The following is a 19,063-nucleotide window of genomic DNA, read 5'->3' on the forward strand; positions in this document are numbered from 1 at the left end:
CCCCCCAAAGACAAATTTTGAACCTATGAGAATAGTTTTAGCTGAAGATAATGATATCCTACGCAAATCATTATCATTTTTCTTAGAGTCGAAAGGATATAACGTTGACCAGTTTTCTGATGGTAAAGACGCACTCGGAGCTATTAAAAGCAATAGCTATGATCTGATCCTTACAGACATAAATATGCCCGGCATAAGCGGAATGGAAATTACGCAGTATGTGAGGCAAACTCTTAATTTAGATATTCCGGTAATTATACTTACTTCTTCAGGGGTTGAGCAAACAGAGCTTGATTCTTTTGACATCGGAGCAAACGAGTTTATTGCAAAACCTATAAGCCCTGCCGTACTTTTGGTAAGAATTAATAAATTACTAAATGTACGTGCTTAATGAGATGGGTATACTATCTGGCTGCCCTGTTGTTTGTCTCGATTACTGCTGCGGGACAGGAAATGAATATCGATGAAACTCTGACAAGTGCAAGGAGCGAAGCAGAGCAGGGTCGTTATGATAAAGCGCTATCACTAATTGATCCTTTGCTTAAAACATATCCTGAAAATGAAGATATAAAAACTTTCTCAGGACGTATTTACAGCTGGAAAAAAGAGTATAAAACAGCCATACAAGCATTGTCCCCAATGGCAGACAGGGTCAACCCGAATCCGGATGCTCTGCTAGCCATTACAAATGTGTATTACTGGACAGAAGATTTTGAGAAATGCATATTCTATTGCGATCGTTATCTGGCAGTTGATGCTACGAATGTTGACGTCTTAAAAATAAAAGTGACCTGTCTTGAAAAACTGGACAGAGACAAAGAAGCACTGGAGATTATCGAAAAAGCATTCGTAAACGAAAATAGTACTCAGGCCTTTAAAGCGCTACGTACACTTATTGATCGTAAGACTAAAAATGCCGTTTCGGTTTCTTATTTAAACATTTCGACTTCAAACCCGGGGCAGGCGCCATTGCATTACGGCTATGTTGAGTATACACGTAAATTCAGTAAATCAGCTCTTGTAGGACGTGCTAATATGGGGCATATCGGGAACGATACTCAGGCATTGTTTGAGGCAGATTATTATCAGACTTTTGCCAAAAAAGATTATCTGTATGTAAATGCAGGAGTTTCGACAGGAGAAACTATATTTCCGGTGGCAAAATTTGGTGCCGAATATTATTTCAGACCGCAAAAAAGATTCGACTATGCTTTGGGAGCGAGATACATGCATTTTGAAACCGATGATTTGACATTACTTACCGGACAAATTTCTTATAAAACCGGAGCAAACACAATTGCTTACAGACCTTATTATGATACAGGAAATGCGTTATTCTCTCATGTTTTAAGTTTTCAGCATACTAATGAAGAAAAAGAACGTGTCATAAGATTCGAAGTTCAATACGGAAATGTGCCGTATTTATATTTGTACAGCGATTTTGTACAGCCTTTAAAAGCATATAGAGCAGGAGTGCAGTATCAGCACCGTTTGGGTAATTCATTTTTTGTACGTCCAATTTTTCTGTATGAATATGAAGAATATCTGCCAAACGAATACAGAAACAGGTTTAACGCTCAGATAATTATCACGAAACGATTTTAAGATGACAGATCTATGGGAATTTTATAAAAGAGGGACATGGGTTGAACCATTTTTAACCTTTTCAATAGGTCTTTTTGTATTGGCCTCGTTATTCTTTTACCTTTTAATTATTCAAAGCCGTAATAGAAAAATTAAAGAAGAAAGACGTAGAGAAAGATATGATGCATTTATTGATAAACTGTTGTTTTCTGTCGTTTTTGAAGATATTTCTTTTTCTGACGTCTTGAAGAATAATGATTATACGTTAATGGCTGAAAATAAGTTTTTCAGAGAAGTTATTACAGAATCTCTTATCAATCTTCATAAAAACTACCAGGGTGTTTATGCACAAAAGCTAGAACAGTTTTATCAAGATTCAGGACTTATAAATGATTCTTTGAAAAAACTGAAAAGTTTAAAATGGGATGTCAGAGGTAAGGGAATCACAGAACTGGCAGAAATGAATGTTTATGACGCTTTTGATACCCTAATAACATTCTCAAATGCCCGTAATAAAGTACTGCAGATTACAGCTATAAACGCCTGTATTAAACTGGCAGGAACAAAAGGTATTGTACACCTTACAGAACATACCAATCCTATTGACGACTGGGCTCAGGTGAATATTATTCATGCCTTCAAAAAACATGATATCGGAGATACAAAAGGTATCGAACTTTTATTGGAATCGCAAAATACTACAGTGGTTACACTTGGTTTAAAACTTATTAAAGAACTTAAACTGACACAAAAGCTAATTTTTGTAGAACAATTAGCAGAAAGAACTTCAAATACATCAGTGAAATATGGAGCTCAGCATGTAGTGTTAGCATTAACCGTTTAAAAATCGTAGCTAATGACTTTTTTTAATCAAGAAATAGCATTTTTTGTCCATACTTACTTAATTCTGATATTGGCTTATGCGATATTGATTATGTCGTCTTATCTTATATTGGCCTATCTCTCCGCAAAGGAATTAAGAGATTATTTAAAAAGAAACAGTTTTATAGATTATGATGTACTCTTAACGAGTGGATTGGCTCCTAAACTTTCTTTAATTGCTCCTGCATACAATGAAGGTTTTACTATTGAAGAAAATGTAAAATCACTACTTTCCTTAAACTATAATCAGTATGAGGTAATTGTGGTGAATGACGGAAGTAAAGACAATTCGATGGAGTTGTTAATTCATACTTACGATCTTGTTCTTACAGAGCTTTCTTTTCATCAACAGATTGAAACAAAAAAAATCAGAGGACTTTATACTTCCAGAAATGCAGCTTTTAAAAAGCTGATTGTTGTGGATAAGGAAAATGGAGGCAAAGCTGATGCGCTTAATGCCGGACTGAATATTGCACAAAATCCATATGTAGTTTGTATTGACGTGGATTGTATTCTCGACAAAGATTCGCTTCTTAAACTGGCAAAACCATTTTTAGAGTCCAACGAACAGCGTATTATTGCAACGGGCGGCGTCGTTCGGATTGCAAATCAGTGTATTATTAAAAACGGACGTTTGATTGAAGTGAATGTCCCGGACGTTATGTTGTCCAGAATACAGGTTTTAGAGTATTTAAGAGCTTTTCTCTTAGGAAGAATGGCTTGGGGAAGATTAGACGGTTTGTTGCTTATCAGCGGGGCTTTTGGTGCTTTTGATAAAGAAATTGCTTTACTGTCCGGAGGTTACAGTACCAAAACTGTAGGGGAAGACATGGAACTGGTCGTAAGAATGCGCCGTTATATGCTCGAAAACAAATTGCCGTATTCCGTGCGATACATTCCCGACCCGCTTTGCTGGACAGAAGCTCCGGAAGATTTCAAAATATTTAAAAAACAACGCAGCCGCTGGATGCGAGGAACAATTGAAACCTTAAGTTTTCATAAAAAAATGTTCTTAAATCCTAAATATAAATTGCTGGGAATGCTGAGTATTCCATACTGGACTTTGTTTGAATTTTTAGCTCCCGGTATTGAATTTACAGGTCTTCTTATTACCATTGTTTTTTTTGCATTTGGACTGCTCAATTGGCATTTTTTCCTTTTACTGTTATTGTTTGTGTATGCTTTTGCCATTTTCTTTTCGGTTATTGCTTTGTACAGCGAAGAAAGAACGTATCATAAATATCCCAAACAAACGGATTTTTTCAAACTTTTGATGGCTGCTTTTATCGAACCTTTTTATTTTCATCCTTTAGCGGTTTACGCTGCTTTGATAGGTTATAAAGAAAAAATTTTAGGTACAAAAGGCTGGGGAGAAATGACCCGAAAAGGTTTTACAAAAAAAGAATAGAGAATAGAGTATATTTTTCTTGATCTGATGCTTAATGATTATTGGAATTATTTGCTTTTGCCCCTTCAGGGTAATGCGTGAGATTAACTTATTTCGTAGTGCGATACACTACGCTAATTTTTTTTAGACTTTCAGCCTATTTTTATGAGGATTTGAAAAATATCATTAAAAATTCGTAACCTTGCTCTGAAAGAGCACTAGCAATAACATAGTGCGGAGCGCTATGAATAAAAAACAAGATCTTATAAGCCCTGTAAGGGCGTAAAGCCTAATCTCAATTAATAAAACACTACAAAAAGGCAAAATTTGGTTCGCTTAAATTTATGACTATTAGATTTGTCTTCGTAATGAAGTTCAGGTTCTTAAAAAAATCCCCCAGTTTCAAAAGGGACTGAAACTGGGGGATAATAAAAAAATAAAACACAATCTTTAGAACGTATACCTCACTCCAAATTGTCCCTGGAATCTTGAGGCTAACTGATCTACAGTATAAGGTGATGTCGAAGGTTTCTGGAAGGTATAAGTTGGATCGCCAGTAGCAACTCCGCCTAAGTTTCCTGATTTTGTTAACCCAAGATTTGCTGTTGAATTGTAGGTGTTCGGAACAAAGTAACTTCTTCCCCAATCTTTATTAATCAGGTTTCCGACATTTGCTATGCTGAATGAAAGCTGTAAAGTACCTGCTTTAACAATTTTGATTTCATCCATTAGTTTCAAGTCAGCTTGTATGTTCCATGGGGTAGTAGCGCCGTTTCTTTCTGTGAAGTTTCCTCTTCTGCTTTTCAAATAATCATTTCCATTAATAAAAGCTTCGTAATCTGCTACCTGTTGAGCTGCTGTAGCCGACGGAACTCCTGCTGCATTTACTCCAATGTATTTCGCTGCTTCTGCCGCATCCTTGAAGATATAAGCCAATCCTGCTGCCTGACCTGTTCCTGCAATAGTGGAGTTTACAAATCCCCATGAAAACGGATTTCCGGATTGAGCATTGAAATATACATTTGCTGAGAACCTATTGTTATCGGCCACTTTTACAGCATATCCAACATTTGAAACAATTCTGTGCTTGATGTTGAAGTTGGATGTTGCTAACTGTGGATTATTTGGTGTTAACGACTGATTCATCTGAAAATTACTTTCCATCGAGTTACGGATTCCGTTAGTAATATCTTTAGAATTTCCGTAGGTATAAGCCACCATAAAGTTAAGACCAAAATCATACGTTTTTGAGATCATCTCCGTAATACTGTATCGGTATCCTTTGTTGGTGTTTGATAATAAATAAGCATTTGAAAAAGCAGGATTTATATTGGCTGCATAAATGGGCATCTGATGATTGGTATCATAAGAAAAATAAGTCGGGTTATCAGTCTTATTCACCTGTTGGAATTCCAGGTCACGAATCACTTTAGTATAAATACCTTCAGTAGTAAATTTATAACCGTTGATGATTTTATCGATTGCTAAGGAGTTTCTCAACACTGCCGGCATTTTAAATTTGTTATCCACCAGATCGGCCTGTACTTTTGGCGTTGCATCGTGATATCCGTTTAATCCGTTGGTTGCCAAAGGATCTCCAGCCGTAGCAACCTGTGCCGGGGTAAGGTTATTTTTGTCATAACTTCCGTAACCTACACCATCATTGTAGTAAGCATATCCCAGCCATGCAAATGGAATTCTTCCTGTGAATACTCCGGATCCGCCGCGAATAACAAGTGTTTTGTCTTCGTCTACATTGTACGTAAATCCAATTCTTGGAGAAACTAATGCCGTACTGAAAAAGTTATTTTTAATCTGGCTTAACGGAGTATAGGAGTAAGTGTTACCGTAATTTGGATCCGCCGGAGAGTTTTGTACTTGCGGGCTTAATTTTGGTTTATTAGGCAAGTCAGTGTAGTCTATTCTCACACCGGGAGTAACTTTAAGTTTGTTGCCAATTCTAATTTCATCCTGTACATAAACACTGTAAAGATTTACTTTGAACTGTGCATAAGGATTGTTAAAGATTTGATCTCTTGAAGAACCGTCGAAAGGATAGGTTCCGCGAACACGGGTAGGAAGTTTGTTGTAGAAATCTGCCAGAGATTTGTAGGATACTCTTCCGTTAAGGGCATTTACGAATCCGTAATTGATGTCGTAGAACTCATTGTGTGTACCGAACAATAAGGTATGATTTCCGGTTTTGTAGGTAAGGTTATCTGTGATTTCGGCAGTATTTTGTTTCATGTTGAATACTGTTGCTTCACGATCATTCCCTAAAAAGATGGTTCCGCCGTTATATCCAATTTCAGTTTGTGGAAACATGATATTAGCTGATTTTGGATCGCGATAATCTTTGATAGCCGAGTAACTTGCAATGAACGAGTTAGACCACTGGCTGTTAAAATGACTTTTAAGTTCTAAAACGGTACTGATAGATTGGTTTTTTTGCGTAAAATCCATGCTGGAGAATCTGAAGTTTGCTGCATCACGCTCTAAGTTGGAAGCTTGCGAGATTACGGTGTTGTTTCGCAACGATAACGAATGTTTTTCGTTAATTTTCCAGTCTAATTTGTTGAAGAATTTTTGACTTTTTGCAAAGTTATTGTACCCACCGAAAGTTCCGGTATCAAATCCGTAGTTTGTTTTTACGAAGTCTGAGATTTGCTGTGCGGTAGTATTGTCTACCAATGAAGTCAGTTTTCCGTTAGAATCGGTTTGTCCTGCATTGTAAAATATAGGATCTGTTCTTTCGGCATATTCCATATTCGTAAAGAAGAACAATTTATCTTTTACGATCGGTAAACCCAATCGGAATCCAATTTGATAATCACCAAAAGAATTTGGCATTTTAGAACCGTCACCGGCATTGTTACGGCCTGTAATAGCTGCGTTTCTTCCGTAACTGTAAATCGATCCCGTAACATTGTTGGTACCACTTCTGGTAACAGCATTAACGCTTCCTCCTAAAAAGTTACCTAATTTAATATCGTAAGGGGCGATATAAACCTGAATATCCTGTATAGCGTCAAGACTTATAGAATTGGAACGTGTACTGCTTCCGGGCATTCCTGAAGTTCCTGATTGTCCCCCTAAAGACGGGCTAAAACCGATCGCATCATTGTTGATCGAACCGTCGATCGTGACGTTGTTGTATCTGAAATTGGTACCGGCAAAAGAGTTGTTGGAACTTTGAGGGACTAATTTTGTCACATCCTGAATCCCGCGATTGATTAACGGAAGACCATTGACCTGTTTTTCATTAATATTCGTTCCGTTATTTTTGGAAGAGGGTTTAGAACTTGTAATCACAACTTCTTCCAGCACATTGTTGTCTGCTTTGCCAACCACTATCACCGGAAGGTCATTATCGCCAAGTGCTAAGTGTATTTGTGCATTAGAGTAGTCTTTAGTAGCAGAACTTTTAATTTCTAATTCGTAAGGTCCGCCGGCATTTAAATTTTCGAAACTAAATCTACCTTGTTTGTCAGTTACAGCTTTGTACACTGCATTAGTAGGTAAATGAGTTAAAGTAACTTCTGCACCCGTAAGCGGGCTTGTACCATCATTAACTTTTGCAGATAATGAAGAGGTGGTAATCTGAGCAAAAATGTTTCCCATAACAAGGAGCATTACAGCCGAAAAAATGAGTTTTAGTTTTGTCATTGATTTTTGAGTTTTTATTTGACAAAGAAACTCAGTTTGCTCCGATCGGATTTAACGCTTTTGTTAACTTAAAATGATAAAAATAGTTAGTGTTAATTTAAAATTATCAAGCTGTTAGGTTTGTAGAATCTTTTAGGTCTTTAAAATCAATGATTTGTGTAAATGATTAAAAATAAACAGATTAGAATTGTGTTTAAAGTAGATTAGAGAAAGATTAGAGTGTTAAGTAAAGGTTACCAACTGCAAAAACAGACCGGATTAAGGCTTACTAAAACAGCAGAAAAACGAATCAGATTATGGAAATATTAAGGTGACAGAAGTACCTTTTCCAACTTCAGAATCTACTCTAACATGAATATGATGCAGTTTAAGTATCTGCATGGTAATGAAGAGACCTAAACCTTGTCCCTGTATGTGGCGGGTATGATCACTTCTGAAAAAAAGATCAAAAATAGATTCTTTGTCCTGTTCTGAAATCCCGGAACCCTGATCTGTAATTTGTATTAAAAGTTTATTGTGCTCAGAGAAAGTTAAAACATTTACCGGTTTTGGAGATGAAAACTTGATAGCATTGTCTAAAATATTGTAAAGGGCTATAAAAAGCATATGTTTATTGGCATGAACCGAAAGTAAATTTTCGCGATCGGCCAAAGCGCTTAGATCTACCGATACTTTAGATTCGGGGTATTCAATTGCTTTTTTCTCCAATACATTCCATAGTATTTCATCAATTCTTATGGTTTCCATTTGCTGAGGTTCAGACAGCTGAAGTCCCGATAGTACCAGAAGACCATCTAAGGTTGATTTTAAATGCAGCGTGTCTTTTTTAAGAGATTTTAAAATTTCTTCATATTGCTCGTTGGTTCTGGGTTGTTGCAGGGATACGTCAATATCACCTATGATGATGGTCAAGGGAGTTTTGAGTTCGTGCGAGGCATTTTTTAGAAAATTTTTCTGCGTCATCACACCGGTTTCAAGCCTTTCTAAGAGATAATTGAAAGTAGTTACAAGTTCTTTAATTTCATCTTTTTCCTGAGCTTGCTGTACTTCTAATCTCGAATGCAGATTTTCGGTGGTGATGGTATTTACCTTTGCAATGACTTCTTTAAATGGACGGAAGGTTTGTTTGGCTAAAAATGTTCCCAAAAGATAGTTTAGAGGAATGCCTGCCAGGTAAAAAAGGATAAACATTAGACCCAGAATCTCAAGTTGTCGGTTTCCGGTGTGATTGATACCAGAGACTACAATTATAAAATCGCCCTGATTGTCTTTGTAAAATAAACCTACAAACTGCCTGTTTTTTATGGTAAACGATTCAATTTTGTTTTTTACAATAGTATTCAGTTCATGGTCGCTAAGCTCAATATCAATTGAATCTTTTAAGTACAATTTTTTGGTTTTAGCATCGTAAACCCGAATGGATTCATTGTTGATTCGGTGGTACTGAACTTCAATCTGATGATAACGTTCGTTTGTAAATTCTTTTATTTCATCTTTCTTAAAATAAAATAAAGCAGCGGTCAGGGCATGATCTTCCAGATTGTCATAGTAAAGATCTTTCATATGACTTCTGAAAAGCAGGAATGATCCGGTCATGAGTAATCCGACGATAAAAGCAAAAAGCAGGGTCGAATTTACCGCTAATTTTTTTTTTAGATTCATAACGCTTTAGGGCTGTTTTTAATACATTCGGGACATCATTCAAAATAAACTGCATAGTGATGTTTTTTCTCTCGCAGATTGCTTCGCCTGTTCGCTATCGCTCGGGTTAGCAGATTCAGCAGATTTTTATTCTTTACTCTTTACTCTTTGTTCTTTACTCTTTACTCTTTTCAACCCTTCTGTTTCAACATATACCCGGTTCCTTTTATCGTATGAATGAGCGGAGTAGGGAAATTCTTGTCGATTTTATTTCGCAGATAATTAATATACACGTCAACAGTATTGGAGGTACTGTCAAAATCAATGTTCCAGACCGCTTGTGCAATGGAAACTCTTGATAAGGCAGTTTCGCGATTTTTCATAAAGAAAATCAGGAGTTTGAGTTCTCTTGACGAAAGGTTGAGCTCTTTGCCATCTCTTGTGGCACTTTGTTCTTTCATATTGATTTCGATTCCGGCATAGGACTGAAAATCGAGAATTCCGGTACTGAATTCGGCACGACGAAGCTGTGCATTAATTCGGGCCAAAAGTTCTTCAAACAAAAAGGGTTTGGCGAGATAATCGTCGGCTCCGGATTGTAAACCTTTTACTTTTTCCTGTGGTGTATCTAGTGCACTTAAAATAAGTATGGGCACTATAATTTTTCTGCTTCGTAGAACTTCGCAAACTTCAAAGCCGGTAATGTCCGGAAGCATGATATCAAGAATAATGATATTGTACTCGTTTTCCATGACCTCTTTGATGGCTTCAAAACCTTTGGCAATGGTTTTAACTTCATACAAATGTTCTTCTAATCCTCTTGTGATAAATGATGCCACTCTGGGATCGTCTTCAACTAATAACACTCTGTTCATATTCGAAGTATAATTGAGGTGTAATACCTCTTAAGTAATAAAGTAATTGTTATGGTGCGTTACCGGATTTATTTTTTTATCGTTTAATTCTAACAAGGTGTTCTCGATCATTTCAGACATTGTATCAAGGGCAAGATCGTTAGGCTGTAAACCAAATGGATTTTCGAGTTCGTCTGCAATGGCTTCCAACGCTACAAAAGTATAGGCAATAAAAACAATGATAAACGGTGTGACCCAACCCATAGTTTCGACAAAACCAAAAGACAATAAAAAGCAATAAATATAAACCGTTCTGTGTAATAATACACTGTAGGTATAGGGGATAGGTGTACCGGCAATTCGCTCACAACCGCCAACAATATCAGACAGTTTATTTAGATTTTCTTCAAAAGCCAGTTGTGTAACACTGTCTATTTTATTTTCAGCTTTGGCGTCTTTTACCCAAAGTCCCAATTCTCTTAAGATAAGTATGGGTTTATAGCGAGTTTCTTTTAATTGGTCGGCTAGCTCTTCGGGTAGTAATCGACTCATATCGGGATCAGAATTGGTTTCCCGAAGCTGATGTTTGAGACTGTATACAAATGCAATAAGCAAATTAGTGAATTTTTCGCGTTTAGCTTCGTATTCTTTATCAGGAACAAGAGTGATGCTTTGTCGGGCAAGAGATCGGGTATCATTGAGTAATGCACCCCAAAGTTTTCGCCCTTCCCAAAAACGATCGTAACTCACACTGTTTCTGAAACCGAGGAAAATGGCCAGCGCAATTCCAAATAATGTAAAAATAGCAGGATTGATGTGCAGATTATATTGAAGGAGCCAGGGTTTAAAATAAACGACGACAAAGGAAAACAGCAGTAATAATAAAAGTCTAGGGAGAAGCTGTGGCAAAACGGAGCCTCGCCATTCAAAGAGCATTTTAAACCAGGTATTCTTTTTCTTTATAATCATTGACACTGATTAGATTTAATACCATAAAAGTAATTAAAAGTGCGCCCTCAAACAAAAAATGATAGAAATATATAAGGATCAAACGAGATGTATAGATTGGAGTTTGATCTTTCGCCCTTACAGGGCTTTGATAGATGGTTTATTTATTCCATAGTGCGTTGCACTATGTTGGTGCTTTGGCTCTTTCAGAGCTAATACAAGAGAGTAATTCTGCCTTGTTTAAGGTAAACCAATTCTAAAATAAATGTAATAATATATTAAAAGTGCGTACTTTCGACCGCACTTTAATTTTTGAAATTACTTTTCTTTGCTAAATGTTGTTATTGAAAAAATCAGCTTTGGGAAAAAGATTCAGGTTACAATATTCATTTACGTAATGGCTGTCTCTTAAGCATGTGTTTAATAATAGTATTAATTAATAACTATGAGAGCAAGGAAAGAAAAACAAGATTGGAAAATTGCTTCCGAAATTGAATTGATTTATAAGAATAAAGTAAGAGTTTCGGAACGACCTTATCTTTCATCCTCTAAAACAGCTTATGAACTAGCTTTGAAAGTTTGGGACATGGGGAAAATTGAGTTCTTCGAACAGTGTAAAGTTTTTTTGCTCAATCGTTCAAATAAGGTACTAGGGGTTTACGAAGTATCTTCGGGGGGTACCTCAGGAATTTCGGTAGATCTTAAATTATTGTTTGCTTCAGTAATTAAGGCAAATGCATCTGCTTTTATTATGATTCATAATCATCCTTCGGGTAAAACGCTGCCTTCAATTGCTGATCGATTATTTACAAAAAAAGTTAACGAAGCAGTTGCTCTTTTAGATATTAAATTGGTTGATCATTTAATTATTACTTTGGAAGGTTATTATTCTTTTGCGGATAACGGTAATTTTTTTGAAGATGGTTTTTAATCCATAAAAAAAAAGCCGATTTCCCCCAAGAAACCGACTTTTTTAATTTTTCCCGAGCGGGAAAAGTAGTTATTTAATATTTTTTATTTGATAATTAACGTAAAGCAAATCTCAGTTTAAGTCCGTAAGAAACTAGTCTGACATTGTGTACGGATGGAGAATCCAATACGCTGTTGTATTGTAGCTGTACAGGAAGTTCCGGATTGTACTGTACCAGACTTTTGTCTCCATTTTTATTGTAGATGTTATTTAGACCATAATCTATATAAGCACCAAGATAGAATGAAGTTCTGTTTCCAATCTTTTGTTTTACACCTGTTTCAAAAGTAGCAGAGTAGGACACTTTAGTATCTAAATCCTGTTCGCTGGTTTTTACATCATTTGTACTTGCAAAACCGGCAAACGCAGGGTTAAATAATTCTACATTGTATTGCGGATAGTAACCGCTTGTAGTAAGGTTTTGAAAGGTACTCTGATAACATCCTTTAATCGCAAATCCTACTTTAGCACCCGCAGCAACATACAATTGGGTAGTTCCCTTAGTTTCAAATTGAATTGCAATTGGAACATTTATGTAACTCAGGCTTTGTTCTTCTCTGAAGTTAGTAGCTTTGTATCTAAACTGAAAGGTTTCATTTTCGGCATCTTTAGTAACATATTGTCCACTAAAAGAAGCGTACTTTGCATCAGAATTGTAGGATTGATACTCAGCTCCAATTCCAATGCTTAAGCCTTCGTTTAAATAATAGGAGTATCTGATTCCTGCACTAATTCCGTTTCCGGGTACGATCGTACCACCGCCACTGTACTTTAGAAAGGAGCCGGGTCCTGCGACGGAGATCGATATTTCCTGTTTTTTGTCCTGACTATAGCCCTGGAGGCAAATCGCTAAAAACGCCGTAACTGTAGCTATAGATTTTATAGAGGTACTGATATATTTTTTCATCTTAAAGTTGTATTAGCCAGTACCATTTTGAAGTGGTACTGGCATGATTTTGATTATTTTACAATTACTTTGAATGACTTTTTGATATTGCCTGACTCAATAACTACAAGAACCATATTACTTTCAGTACTTGGAGGTAATTGTAGCTGTGTCTGAGCAGTAGATGATTTCATTGTTGTAAGTAGTTTACCTGTAACAGAGTAAAGACTTATTTGCATGTTTTCTAAATCACCTTCCGGTAAATCAGCATCTACAGTAAGCATTTTTCCTGTTTCAACCGGATTTGGATACAATTTAACCTCAAGTGATTTCTGTGTCTTAATTTTAGAAGGACATGTTTGCAGCACTTTACCATCTTTAGTAGTCATTTTCACGCTATAGTCGGCTGTTAAATCCAATGTATTGGATTGAGCCTCACCTGCTGAAAAGTATTGATTAGTTCCAATTACTTGTCCGTTTTTAAACCATTGGTACGAAACAAACTCGTAACCTCCATTCGTTTGAGGGTTATTGTTTACGATAAGTACATTATTGAATTTTTGGTGTACAATATCATAGAATCCAAATGGTTTTTCTACAGTTATAGCATAAGTAGCGCTAGCACTTCCGTCTTGAGAAGTAATTGTTACATTTTGCGTATAAATCCCAGGTTTAGGTGTATTGATCGTAAAATTAGCCGCAGGAGTAAAGGTTGCATTGGTTGTATTGGTCAACGCTACATTTACGTTGTTCTCGCCACATGCCATCAGGTAATTAATAGTCTTAGCCGGATTTGGATAAACTTTAGTACCAACGGTAATTTGAGTAACAGTGATGTCATTGTTTTTGATCACCAAAAGCTGTGAAACATCCGGAGCAGGTAAGTAATTCGCATCACCAGCCTGAGCAGCAACAATTGTTATTTCTCCTGATCTTAGCATAGTAACTAAACCGGTTGTTGGAGCAACAGTAGCAGCAGGCAAAGCTGTGGTGTAAGTGTAGGTATAATTTACTGCTAAACCAGAATTGGCAGTAGCCCCCAGATTGAAAGTATTTGATCCTCCAAGTGTTTTGATTCCCAATATTGGAAAAGTAATTAGCTGTGCCGCTTTTTGAATAGTAAGCTGTGCAGTAAGCGTAATTGGAGAACAATTAGGTTCGCTTGCTGAAGGAGTTACTACCGCAGTTACCGTATACGTACCCGCATTTGTAGCTGAATTTCCTGTAGATCCAGGTGCTATTGTATAAGTAACCGTAGCTCCTGCAGGTAAATTAGCAACCTGTATTGCTTGTGGGTTTTTGTTGTAGGTTACTGTAGCATTGCTAAATGTTACTGCTTGAATAGACGAAGGAAGAACTTTAACGGTCTGATTTTGTGTGCTTGTGTTTCCACTAGCATCAGTATACGTCCAGGTTATTGTATAGGTTCCCGGTGTATTATAAGTTAAAGGATTCGTTGTGGTTGCAGTAATATTTCCACTACAATTATCCGTTGCAGTTGGAACCGGAATCTGAGCCGATAAAACAGCACAAGCGCCTGTAATTACCGGAAGAGTGGCCACATTTGGTACTGGTGGTGTTACATCAGGAGTAGTGGTTAAAGTTACTGATAGTGGTGCAGTACAACCATTAGCATCTGTAACTGTCAGGGTATAGGTTCCCGCTGTTAATCCGCTGATGTCTTTAGTTGTTGCTCCATTTGACCACAAGTAAGTGTATGGAGTTGTACCGCCAGTTATAGTAGTAGTAATCGCTCCATTACTTGCTCCATTGCAGGAAATGTTTGTTTGAGTTGCAATAGCAGCAGACAATATAGCTGGTTGGTTGATAACAATATTAGCAGTTTTGGTACATCCATTTCCGTCAGTAACTACTACTGAATAATTTCCTGATGGCAAACCACTTGCAGTTGCTGAATTTCCTCCGGTTGGAGACCAAACGTAAGTATAGCTTCCTGTTCCACCTGTTACATTAACAGTAGCCGAACCATTGCTTCCTCCGTTACAACTAACATTTGTTCCTGTAATTGTAGTTGCGATTGCAGCTGGCTCTAAGATGTTATAAACTTGAGTTTTAGTACAACCACTACCATCTGTAATGGTTAAAGTGTATGTTCCTGCAGCAAGTCCGGTTGCTGTTGCTGCCGTACCTCCCGATGGAGACCATGAATAGGTATAGCTTCCGCCTCCACCACTTACTGTTGCTGAGGCCTGTCCGTTTTGTCCTCCGTTACAACTCACATTAGTTTGTGTAGGGACAACTGTTATAGCAGTTGGCTGAAATACAGTAACATTATTTACTGTTTTTGTACAAGAGTTAGCATCTGTAATGACAACATTATAGTTTCCGGCAACAAGACCAGTTATGGTTTGCGTAGTTGCTCCATTAGACCATAAATAGGTATAATTAGCTGTACCTCCGGTTGGAGTAACCGTTGCAGTACCGTCAGCTTGTCCAAAACAAGAAACTACTGTTGTAGTTGCAGTTCCGTTAAGAGCAGCAGGTTGACTAATAGCAATATTATTTACGGTTTTAGAACATCCGTTAGCATCAGTAATGGTAACACTATAAGTTCCCGCTGGAAGTCCCGTTGCTGTTGCAGCTGTACCTCCTGTAGGAGCCCATGAATAGGTGTAACCAGCTGTACCTCCGGTTGCTGTTACTGTTGCAGTACCATTAACACCTCCGAAACAAGAAACAGCAGTTGTAGTTGCAGTCCCGTCAAGAGCCGCAGCCGGTTGTCCGACAACAATATTACTTATTGTTTTTGAACAAGCGTTAGCATCTGTAATGGTCACGCTATAAGTTCCTGCTGGAAGTCCTGTTGCTGTTGCAGCTGTACCTCCTGTTGGTGCCCATGAATAAGTGTATCCTGCAGTACCTCCTGATGGAGTTACGGTTGCCGTACCATTAGTTCCTCCGAAACAAGAAACGGCGGTTGTAGTAGCAGTTCCGTCAAGAGCAGTGGCAGGCTGTCCTACTACAATATTATTGATAGTTTTTGAACATGAGTTCGCATCTGTAATGGTAACACTGTAAGTACCTGCTATAAGTCCGTTTATGGATTGAGTTGTTGATCCGTTAGACCATGCATAAGTATATCCTGCAGTTCCTCCGTTAGGAGTTACTGTTGCGGTACCATTGGCTCCTCCAAAACAAGAAACGGCAGTTGTAGCTATCGTTCCGTCTAGAGCTGCAGCAGGTTGTCCAACAACAATATTGCTTATTGTTTTTGCACAGGCGTTAGCGTCTGTAATAGTAACACTATAAGTTCCTGCGATAAGTCCGGTAATAGAAGCTGTTGTAGCTCCTGTAGACCATAAATAAGTATATCCTGCAGTACCTCCTGATGCTGTTATGGTAGCCGTACCGTTAGCTCCTCCAAAACAAGAAACAGCTGTTGTACTTGGGGTTCCGTCAAGAGCAGTAGCTGGTTGACCTACGACAATACCCGTTATCGTTCTGGTACATCCAGTAGCATCTGTAATGGTAACACTATAGTTTCCTGCGGTAAGTCCGGTTGCAGTGGCTGCTGTACCTCCTGTTGGAGACCATGAATAGGTATAGGCAGGAGTACCTCCGGTCGCAGTAACGGTTGCTGTACCGTTAGCTCCTCCAAAACAAGAAGCAGCGGTTGTGGTGGTAGTTCCGTCAAGAACGTTTGATGGCTGTCCCACAACAATACCTGTTACTATTTTTGTACAGGCATTAGCATCTGTAATAGTAACACTATAAGTTCCGGCAGCAAGTCCTGTAGCCGTTGCTGCTGTACCTCCTGAAGGTGACCAAGAGTACGTATAAGCCGGAGTACCTCCTGATGGTGTAACTGTTGCTGTACCATTGGTTCCTCCGAAACAAGAAACGGCTGTGGTAGTAGCAGTTCCGTCAAGAGCTGCAGCAGGCTGTCCCACAACAATACCTGTTACTATTTTTGTACAGGCATTAGCATCTGTAATCGTAACACTATAAGTTCCTGCTGTAAGTCCTGTTATAGTTTGTGTTGTAGCTCCGTTAGACCATGAATAGGTATATCCCGGAACACCTCCTGATGGTGTAACTGTTGCTGTACCGTTAGCTCCTCCAAAACAAGAAACGGCTGTTGTAGATATAGCTCCATTAATAGCTGTAGCAGTTCCTATTGTAATATTATTGATTGTACGCATACAAGAATTAGCATCAGTAATAGTAACACTATAAGTTCCTGCTGTAAGTCCTGATGCAGTTGCTGCAGTACCTCCCGATGGAGACCAAGAGTAAGTATAACCCGGAGTTCCTCCAAAAGCACTTACGGTTGCAGAACCGGTAGCTGCTCCAGAGCAAGAAACTGAAGTTGTACTTATAGATCCATTAAGTGATGCGGCCGGTTGTGCGACAACAATACCGGTAATGGTTTTAGAACATGCGTTATTATCAGTAATCGTTACACTGTAAGTTCCAGCCTGAAGCCCTGAAGCAGTTGCTGCAGTTCCTCCTGATGGGGACCATGAATACGTATAACCTGGAGTTCCTCCTGATGCAACAACAGTAGCTGTACCATTTGATCCTCCAAAACAAGAAACTGCTGTGGTGGAAGTCGTTCCATCAAGAACAGCTGCTGGTTGTCCGACAACAATACCCGTTATCGTTTTTGCACATGCGTTAGCGTCTGTAATAGTAACACTATAAGTTCCGGCAGTAAGTCCCGTAGCCGTTGCGGCTGTACCTCCTGATGGAGACCATGAATAGGTGTATGCAGGTGTACCTCCACTTGGAGTTACTGTTGCGGTACCGTTACTACCTCCAAAACAAGAAGCGGCTGTGGTGGTGGCGGTTCCGTCAAGAGCGGTTGCTGGCTGACCTATAACAATGTTGTTTATGGTTCTAGGGCATCCATTGGCATCTGTAATGGTGACGCTGTATGTTCCGGCTACACGGCCTGTTATAGTTTGTGTTGTAGCTCCGGTAGACCATAAGTAGGTGTATCCCGGTGTACCACCAGTCGGAGTTATTGTTGCTGTACCGTTACTGCCTCCAAAACAAGAAACAGCCGTTGTCGTAGGCAGTCCATTTAGTGCTGTTGGTTGCGTTATCGAGAAGTTTCTGGTAATTTGTGTCAATTCAGCATCGGTAATTGTAACAGTGTATGCATTTGCAGACAGTCCGGTTGCCGATGATCCGGTACCTCCTGAAGGAGACCATGAGTAAGTATAGGGAGTAACTCCTCCAATTACAGTAACACTGGCAGCTCCGGTAGTTCCTCCGTTACAAGCCACATCTGTTTTTGAAGTAGATGAAGTGGCCAAAGCAGCCGCTGTAACAAATGTTGATTCGGCACCATAAGCTGTCCCGGCAGTATTTTTTGCATAAGCTCTGTAATGAATAGTAGAACCGGGAGTAAGGCCTGTTACGGTATTACTAAAAATTCCAGTTCCAGTTCCGATTTGAAATTTATTATTTGCGATAGTTGGGCTTGCTGTTGTTGCCCAAACGATTCCTCTTTCTACATTGGCATCTCCGCCATCTGCAGTTACATTTCCTCCAATAATTGCTTTCGTTGAACCCACATTTGTAGCGGTTGTAGTAGTTACGGTTGCTAAACTTACGCCATCAACCCAAACAAAATTATCAACTGCGAAATAATCGTAATTAGCGCTTAGCTGAATTTCAAGCTGGTCAATGTTGATATTGGTAAAATTAGAAACTCCGTCTGTTGCGAAGTTAACAGGGATAAAACCATTTCCGGGTAAGGCAGTACCAATATTTGCTCCTGTAGTGTTTTTTACAATAGAGAATTGTGTTACACCGCCAAGTTTTCCGGTTAAAGTAACCGAACCCGGAGCACCATTAGAGGTACTATTAGGAGTCTGACCGGAAGTACCGGTAAGGTAAATCCATAAACTGTTCATTTTAAAGCTTCCTGAGGCAGCGGTAATGAATCCGGTTTGCCCTAAACTTTGTGATGCGTTACCATCTGAGACCTGTATGTAGTTGTTAGAACCGTTATAACCATAACCAGGCGAAGTAACCACCTGAAAAGAAACATAAGTATTGGTTAGGTTAAAAGTTTTACCATTGCTGGTAAAGCTAGGTTGGTTAATTGTCTGAGCTTCGAAGGTCTCTACTGTTTGTGCAGTCAATTGCTGCAGCGTAAAAAACAGTAGAATGAGTAATAAGTAGAGTTTTTTCATAATTAACTGATATTAGATTTATCATTTTGTATTCTTACATTTGTTTTTCCAGTTCAAACTTTAAAGCTTTAACTAAAA

11 protein-coding genes are annotated in these 19,063 nt (G+C 38.4%); 5 read left to right on the plus strand and 6 right to left on the minus strand.

Features of this window, described 5'->3' with window-relative positions; genetic code table 11:
* Window positions 1-25: 25 nt before the first annotated feature.
* The 4 genes from B0A80_RS01325 to B0A80_RS01340 are packed head-to-tail and all read left to right on the plus strand — an operon-like array spanning window position 26 to window position 3,874.
* The gene (locus tag B0A80_RS01325; RefSeq protein ID WP_017495704.1) at window positions 26-391 is read left to right on the plus strand and encodes a response regulator transcription factor; all 366 of its coding nucleotides are present in this window, start codon (window positions 26-28) and stop codon (window positions 389-391) included.
* Window positions 391-1,605: a YaiO family outer membrane beta-barrel protein gene (locus B0A80_RS01330; RefSeq protein WP_089076158.1), complete on the plus strand. Its 1,215-nt coding sequence runs from the start codon at window positions 391-393 to the stop codon at window positions 1,603-1,605. The genes B0A80_RS01325 and B0A80_RS01330 overlap by 1 nt, the downstream gene beginning before the upstream one ends.
* Before the next feature lies 1 nt (window position 1,606).
* Window positions 1,607-2,428, plus strand: coding sequence for a hypothetical protein (locus B0A80_RS01335; RefSeq protein ID WP_089076159.1), 822 nt, complete (start codon window positions 1,607-1,609; stop codon window positions 2,426-2,428).
* A gap of 12 nt (window positions 2,429-2,440) precedes the next feature.
* Entirely contained in the window at window positions 2,441-3,874 is a 1,434-nt protein-coding gene (locus tag B0A80_RS01340; RefSeq protein WP_089076160.1) for a glycosyltransferase family 2 protein, read from the plus strand.
* Between the two features lie 429 nt (window positions 3,875-4,303).
* Here the strand turns inward: B0A80_RS01340 and B0A80_RS01345 are convergent, their stop codons facing one another.
* The 4 genes from B0A80_RS01345 to B0A80_RS01360 all read right to left on the minus strand — a co-directional run bounded on the left by B0A80_RS01345 (window position 4,304) and on the right by B0A80_RS01360 (window position 10,983).
* Window positions 4,304-7,519, minus strand: coding sequence for a TonB-dependent receptor (locus tag B0A80_RS01345; protein ID WP_089076161.1), 3,216 nt, complete (start codon window positions 7,517-7,519; stop codon window positions 4,304-4,306).
* 294 nt (window positions 7,520-7,813) lie between these two features.
* Entirely contained in the window at window positions 7,814-9,181 is a 1,368-nt protein-coding gene (locus B0A80_RS01350) for a HAMP domain-containing sensor histidine kinase (RefSeq protein WP_233430682.1), read from the minus strand.
* Between the two features lie 170 nt (window positions 9,182-9,351).
* Window positions 9,352-10,035, minus strand: coding sequence for a response regulator transcription factor (locus B0A80_RS01355; protein ID WP_070908347.1), 684 nt, complete (start codon window positions 10,033-10,035; stop codon window positions 9,352-9,354).
* A gap of 30 nt (window positions 10,036-10,065) precedes the next feature.
* Window positions 10,066-10,983: a bestrophin family protein gene (locus B0A80_RS01360; RefSeq protein WP_089076162.1), complete on the minus strand. Its 918-nt coding sequence runs from the start codon at window positions 10,981-10,983 to the stop codon at window positions 10,066-10,068.
* A gap of 424 nt (window positions 10,984-11,407) precedes the next feature.
* Here B0A80_RS01360 and B0A80_RS01365 point away from each other — a divergent pair, with 424 nt between their 5' ends.
* On the plus strand, window positions 11,408-11,893 hold the full coding sequence (locus B0A80_RS01365; protein WP_089076163.1) for a JAB domain-containing protein: 486 nt from the start codon (window positions 11,408-11,410) through the stop codon (window positions 11,891-11,893).
* 94 nt (window positions 11,894-11,987) lie between these two features.
* On the opposite strand, the gene B0A80_RS01370 is transcribed toward B0A80_RS01365, so the two are convergent.
* Window positions 11,988-12,839 (minus strand): outer membrane beta-barrel protein, encoded by an 852-nt coding sequence (locus B0A80_RS01370; RefSeq protein ID WP_089076164.1) that lies wholly within the window; start codon window positions 12,837-12,839, stop codon window positions 11,988-11,990.
* 53 nt (window positions 12,840-12,892) lie between these two features.
* Window positions 12,893-18,985 carry an HYR-like domain-containing protein gene (locus B0A80_RS01375; RefSeq protein ID WP_089076165.1) on the minus strand — a complete coding sequence of 2,031 codons (6,093 nt, stop codon included), beginning with the start codon at window positions 18,983-18,985 and terminating at the stop codon, window positions 12,893-12,895.
* Between the last annotated feature and the right edge of the window lie 78 nt (window positions 18,986-19,063).

Origin of the sequence: Flavobacterium tructae (assembly GCF_002217475.1) — a bacterium.
GTDB classification, from domain to species: Bacteria; Bacteroidota; Bacteroidia; order Flavobacteriales; family Flavobacteriaceae; genus Flavobacterium; species Flavobacterium tructae.

Bases quoted from the DNA above. Each gene is read 5' to 3' on its own strand.
- B0A80_RS01355 (WP_070908347.1), bottom strand. From the start codon at position 10,035: ATGAACAGAGTGTTATTAGTTGAAGACGATCCCAGAGTGGCATCATTT.
- B0A80_RS01360 (WP_089076162.1), bottom strand. From the start codon at position 10,983: ATGATTATAAAGAAAAAGAATACCTGGTTTAAAATGCTCTTTGAATGG.
- B0A80_RS01325 (WP_017495704.1), top strand. From the start codon at position 26: ATGAGAATAGTTTTAGCTGAAGATAATGATATCCTACGCAAATCATTA.
- B0A80_RS01330 (WP_089076158.1), top strand. From the start codon at position 391: ATGAGATGGGTATACTATCTGGCTGCCCTGTTGTTTGTCTCGATTACT.
- B0A80_RS01350 (WP_233430682.1), bottom strand. From the start codon at position 9,181: ATGAATCTAAAAAAAAAATTAGCGGTAAATTCGACCCTGCTTTTTGCT.
- B0A80_RS01375 (WP_089076165.1), bottom strand. From the start codon at position 18,985: ATGAAAAAACTCTACTTATTACTCATTCTACTGTTTTTTACGCTGCAG.
- B0A80_RS01365 (WP_089076163.1), top strand. From the start codon at position 11,408: ATGAGAGCAAGGAAAGAAAAACAAGATTGGAAAATTGCTTCCGAAATT.
- B0A80_RS01335 (WP_089076159.1), top strand. From the start codon at position 1,607: ATGACAGATCTATGGGAATTTTATAAAAGAGGGACATGGGTTGAACCA.
- B0A80_RS01345 (WP_089076161.1), bottom strand. From the start codon at position 7,519: ATGACAAAACTAAAACTCATTTTTTCGGCTGTAATGCTCCTTGTTATG.
- B0A80_RS01370 (WP_089076164.1), bottom strand. From the start codon at position 12,839: ATGAAAAAATATATCAGTACCTCTATAAAATCTATAGCTACAGTTACG.
- B0A80_RS01340 (WP_089076160.1), top strand. From the start codon at position 2,441: ATGACTTTTTTTAATCAAGAAATAGCATTTTTTGTCCATACTTACTTA.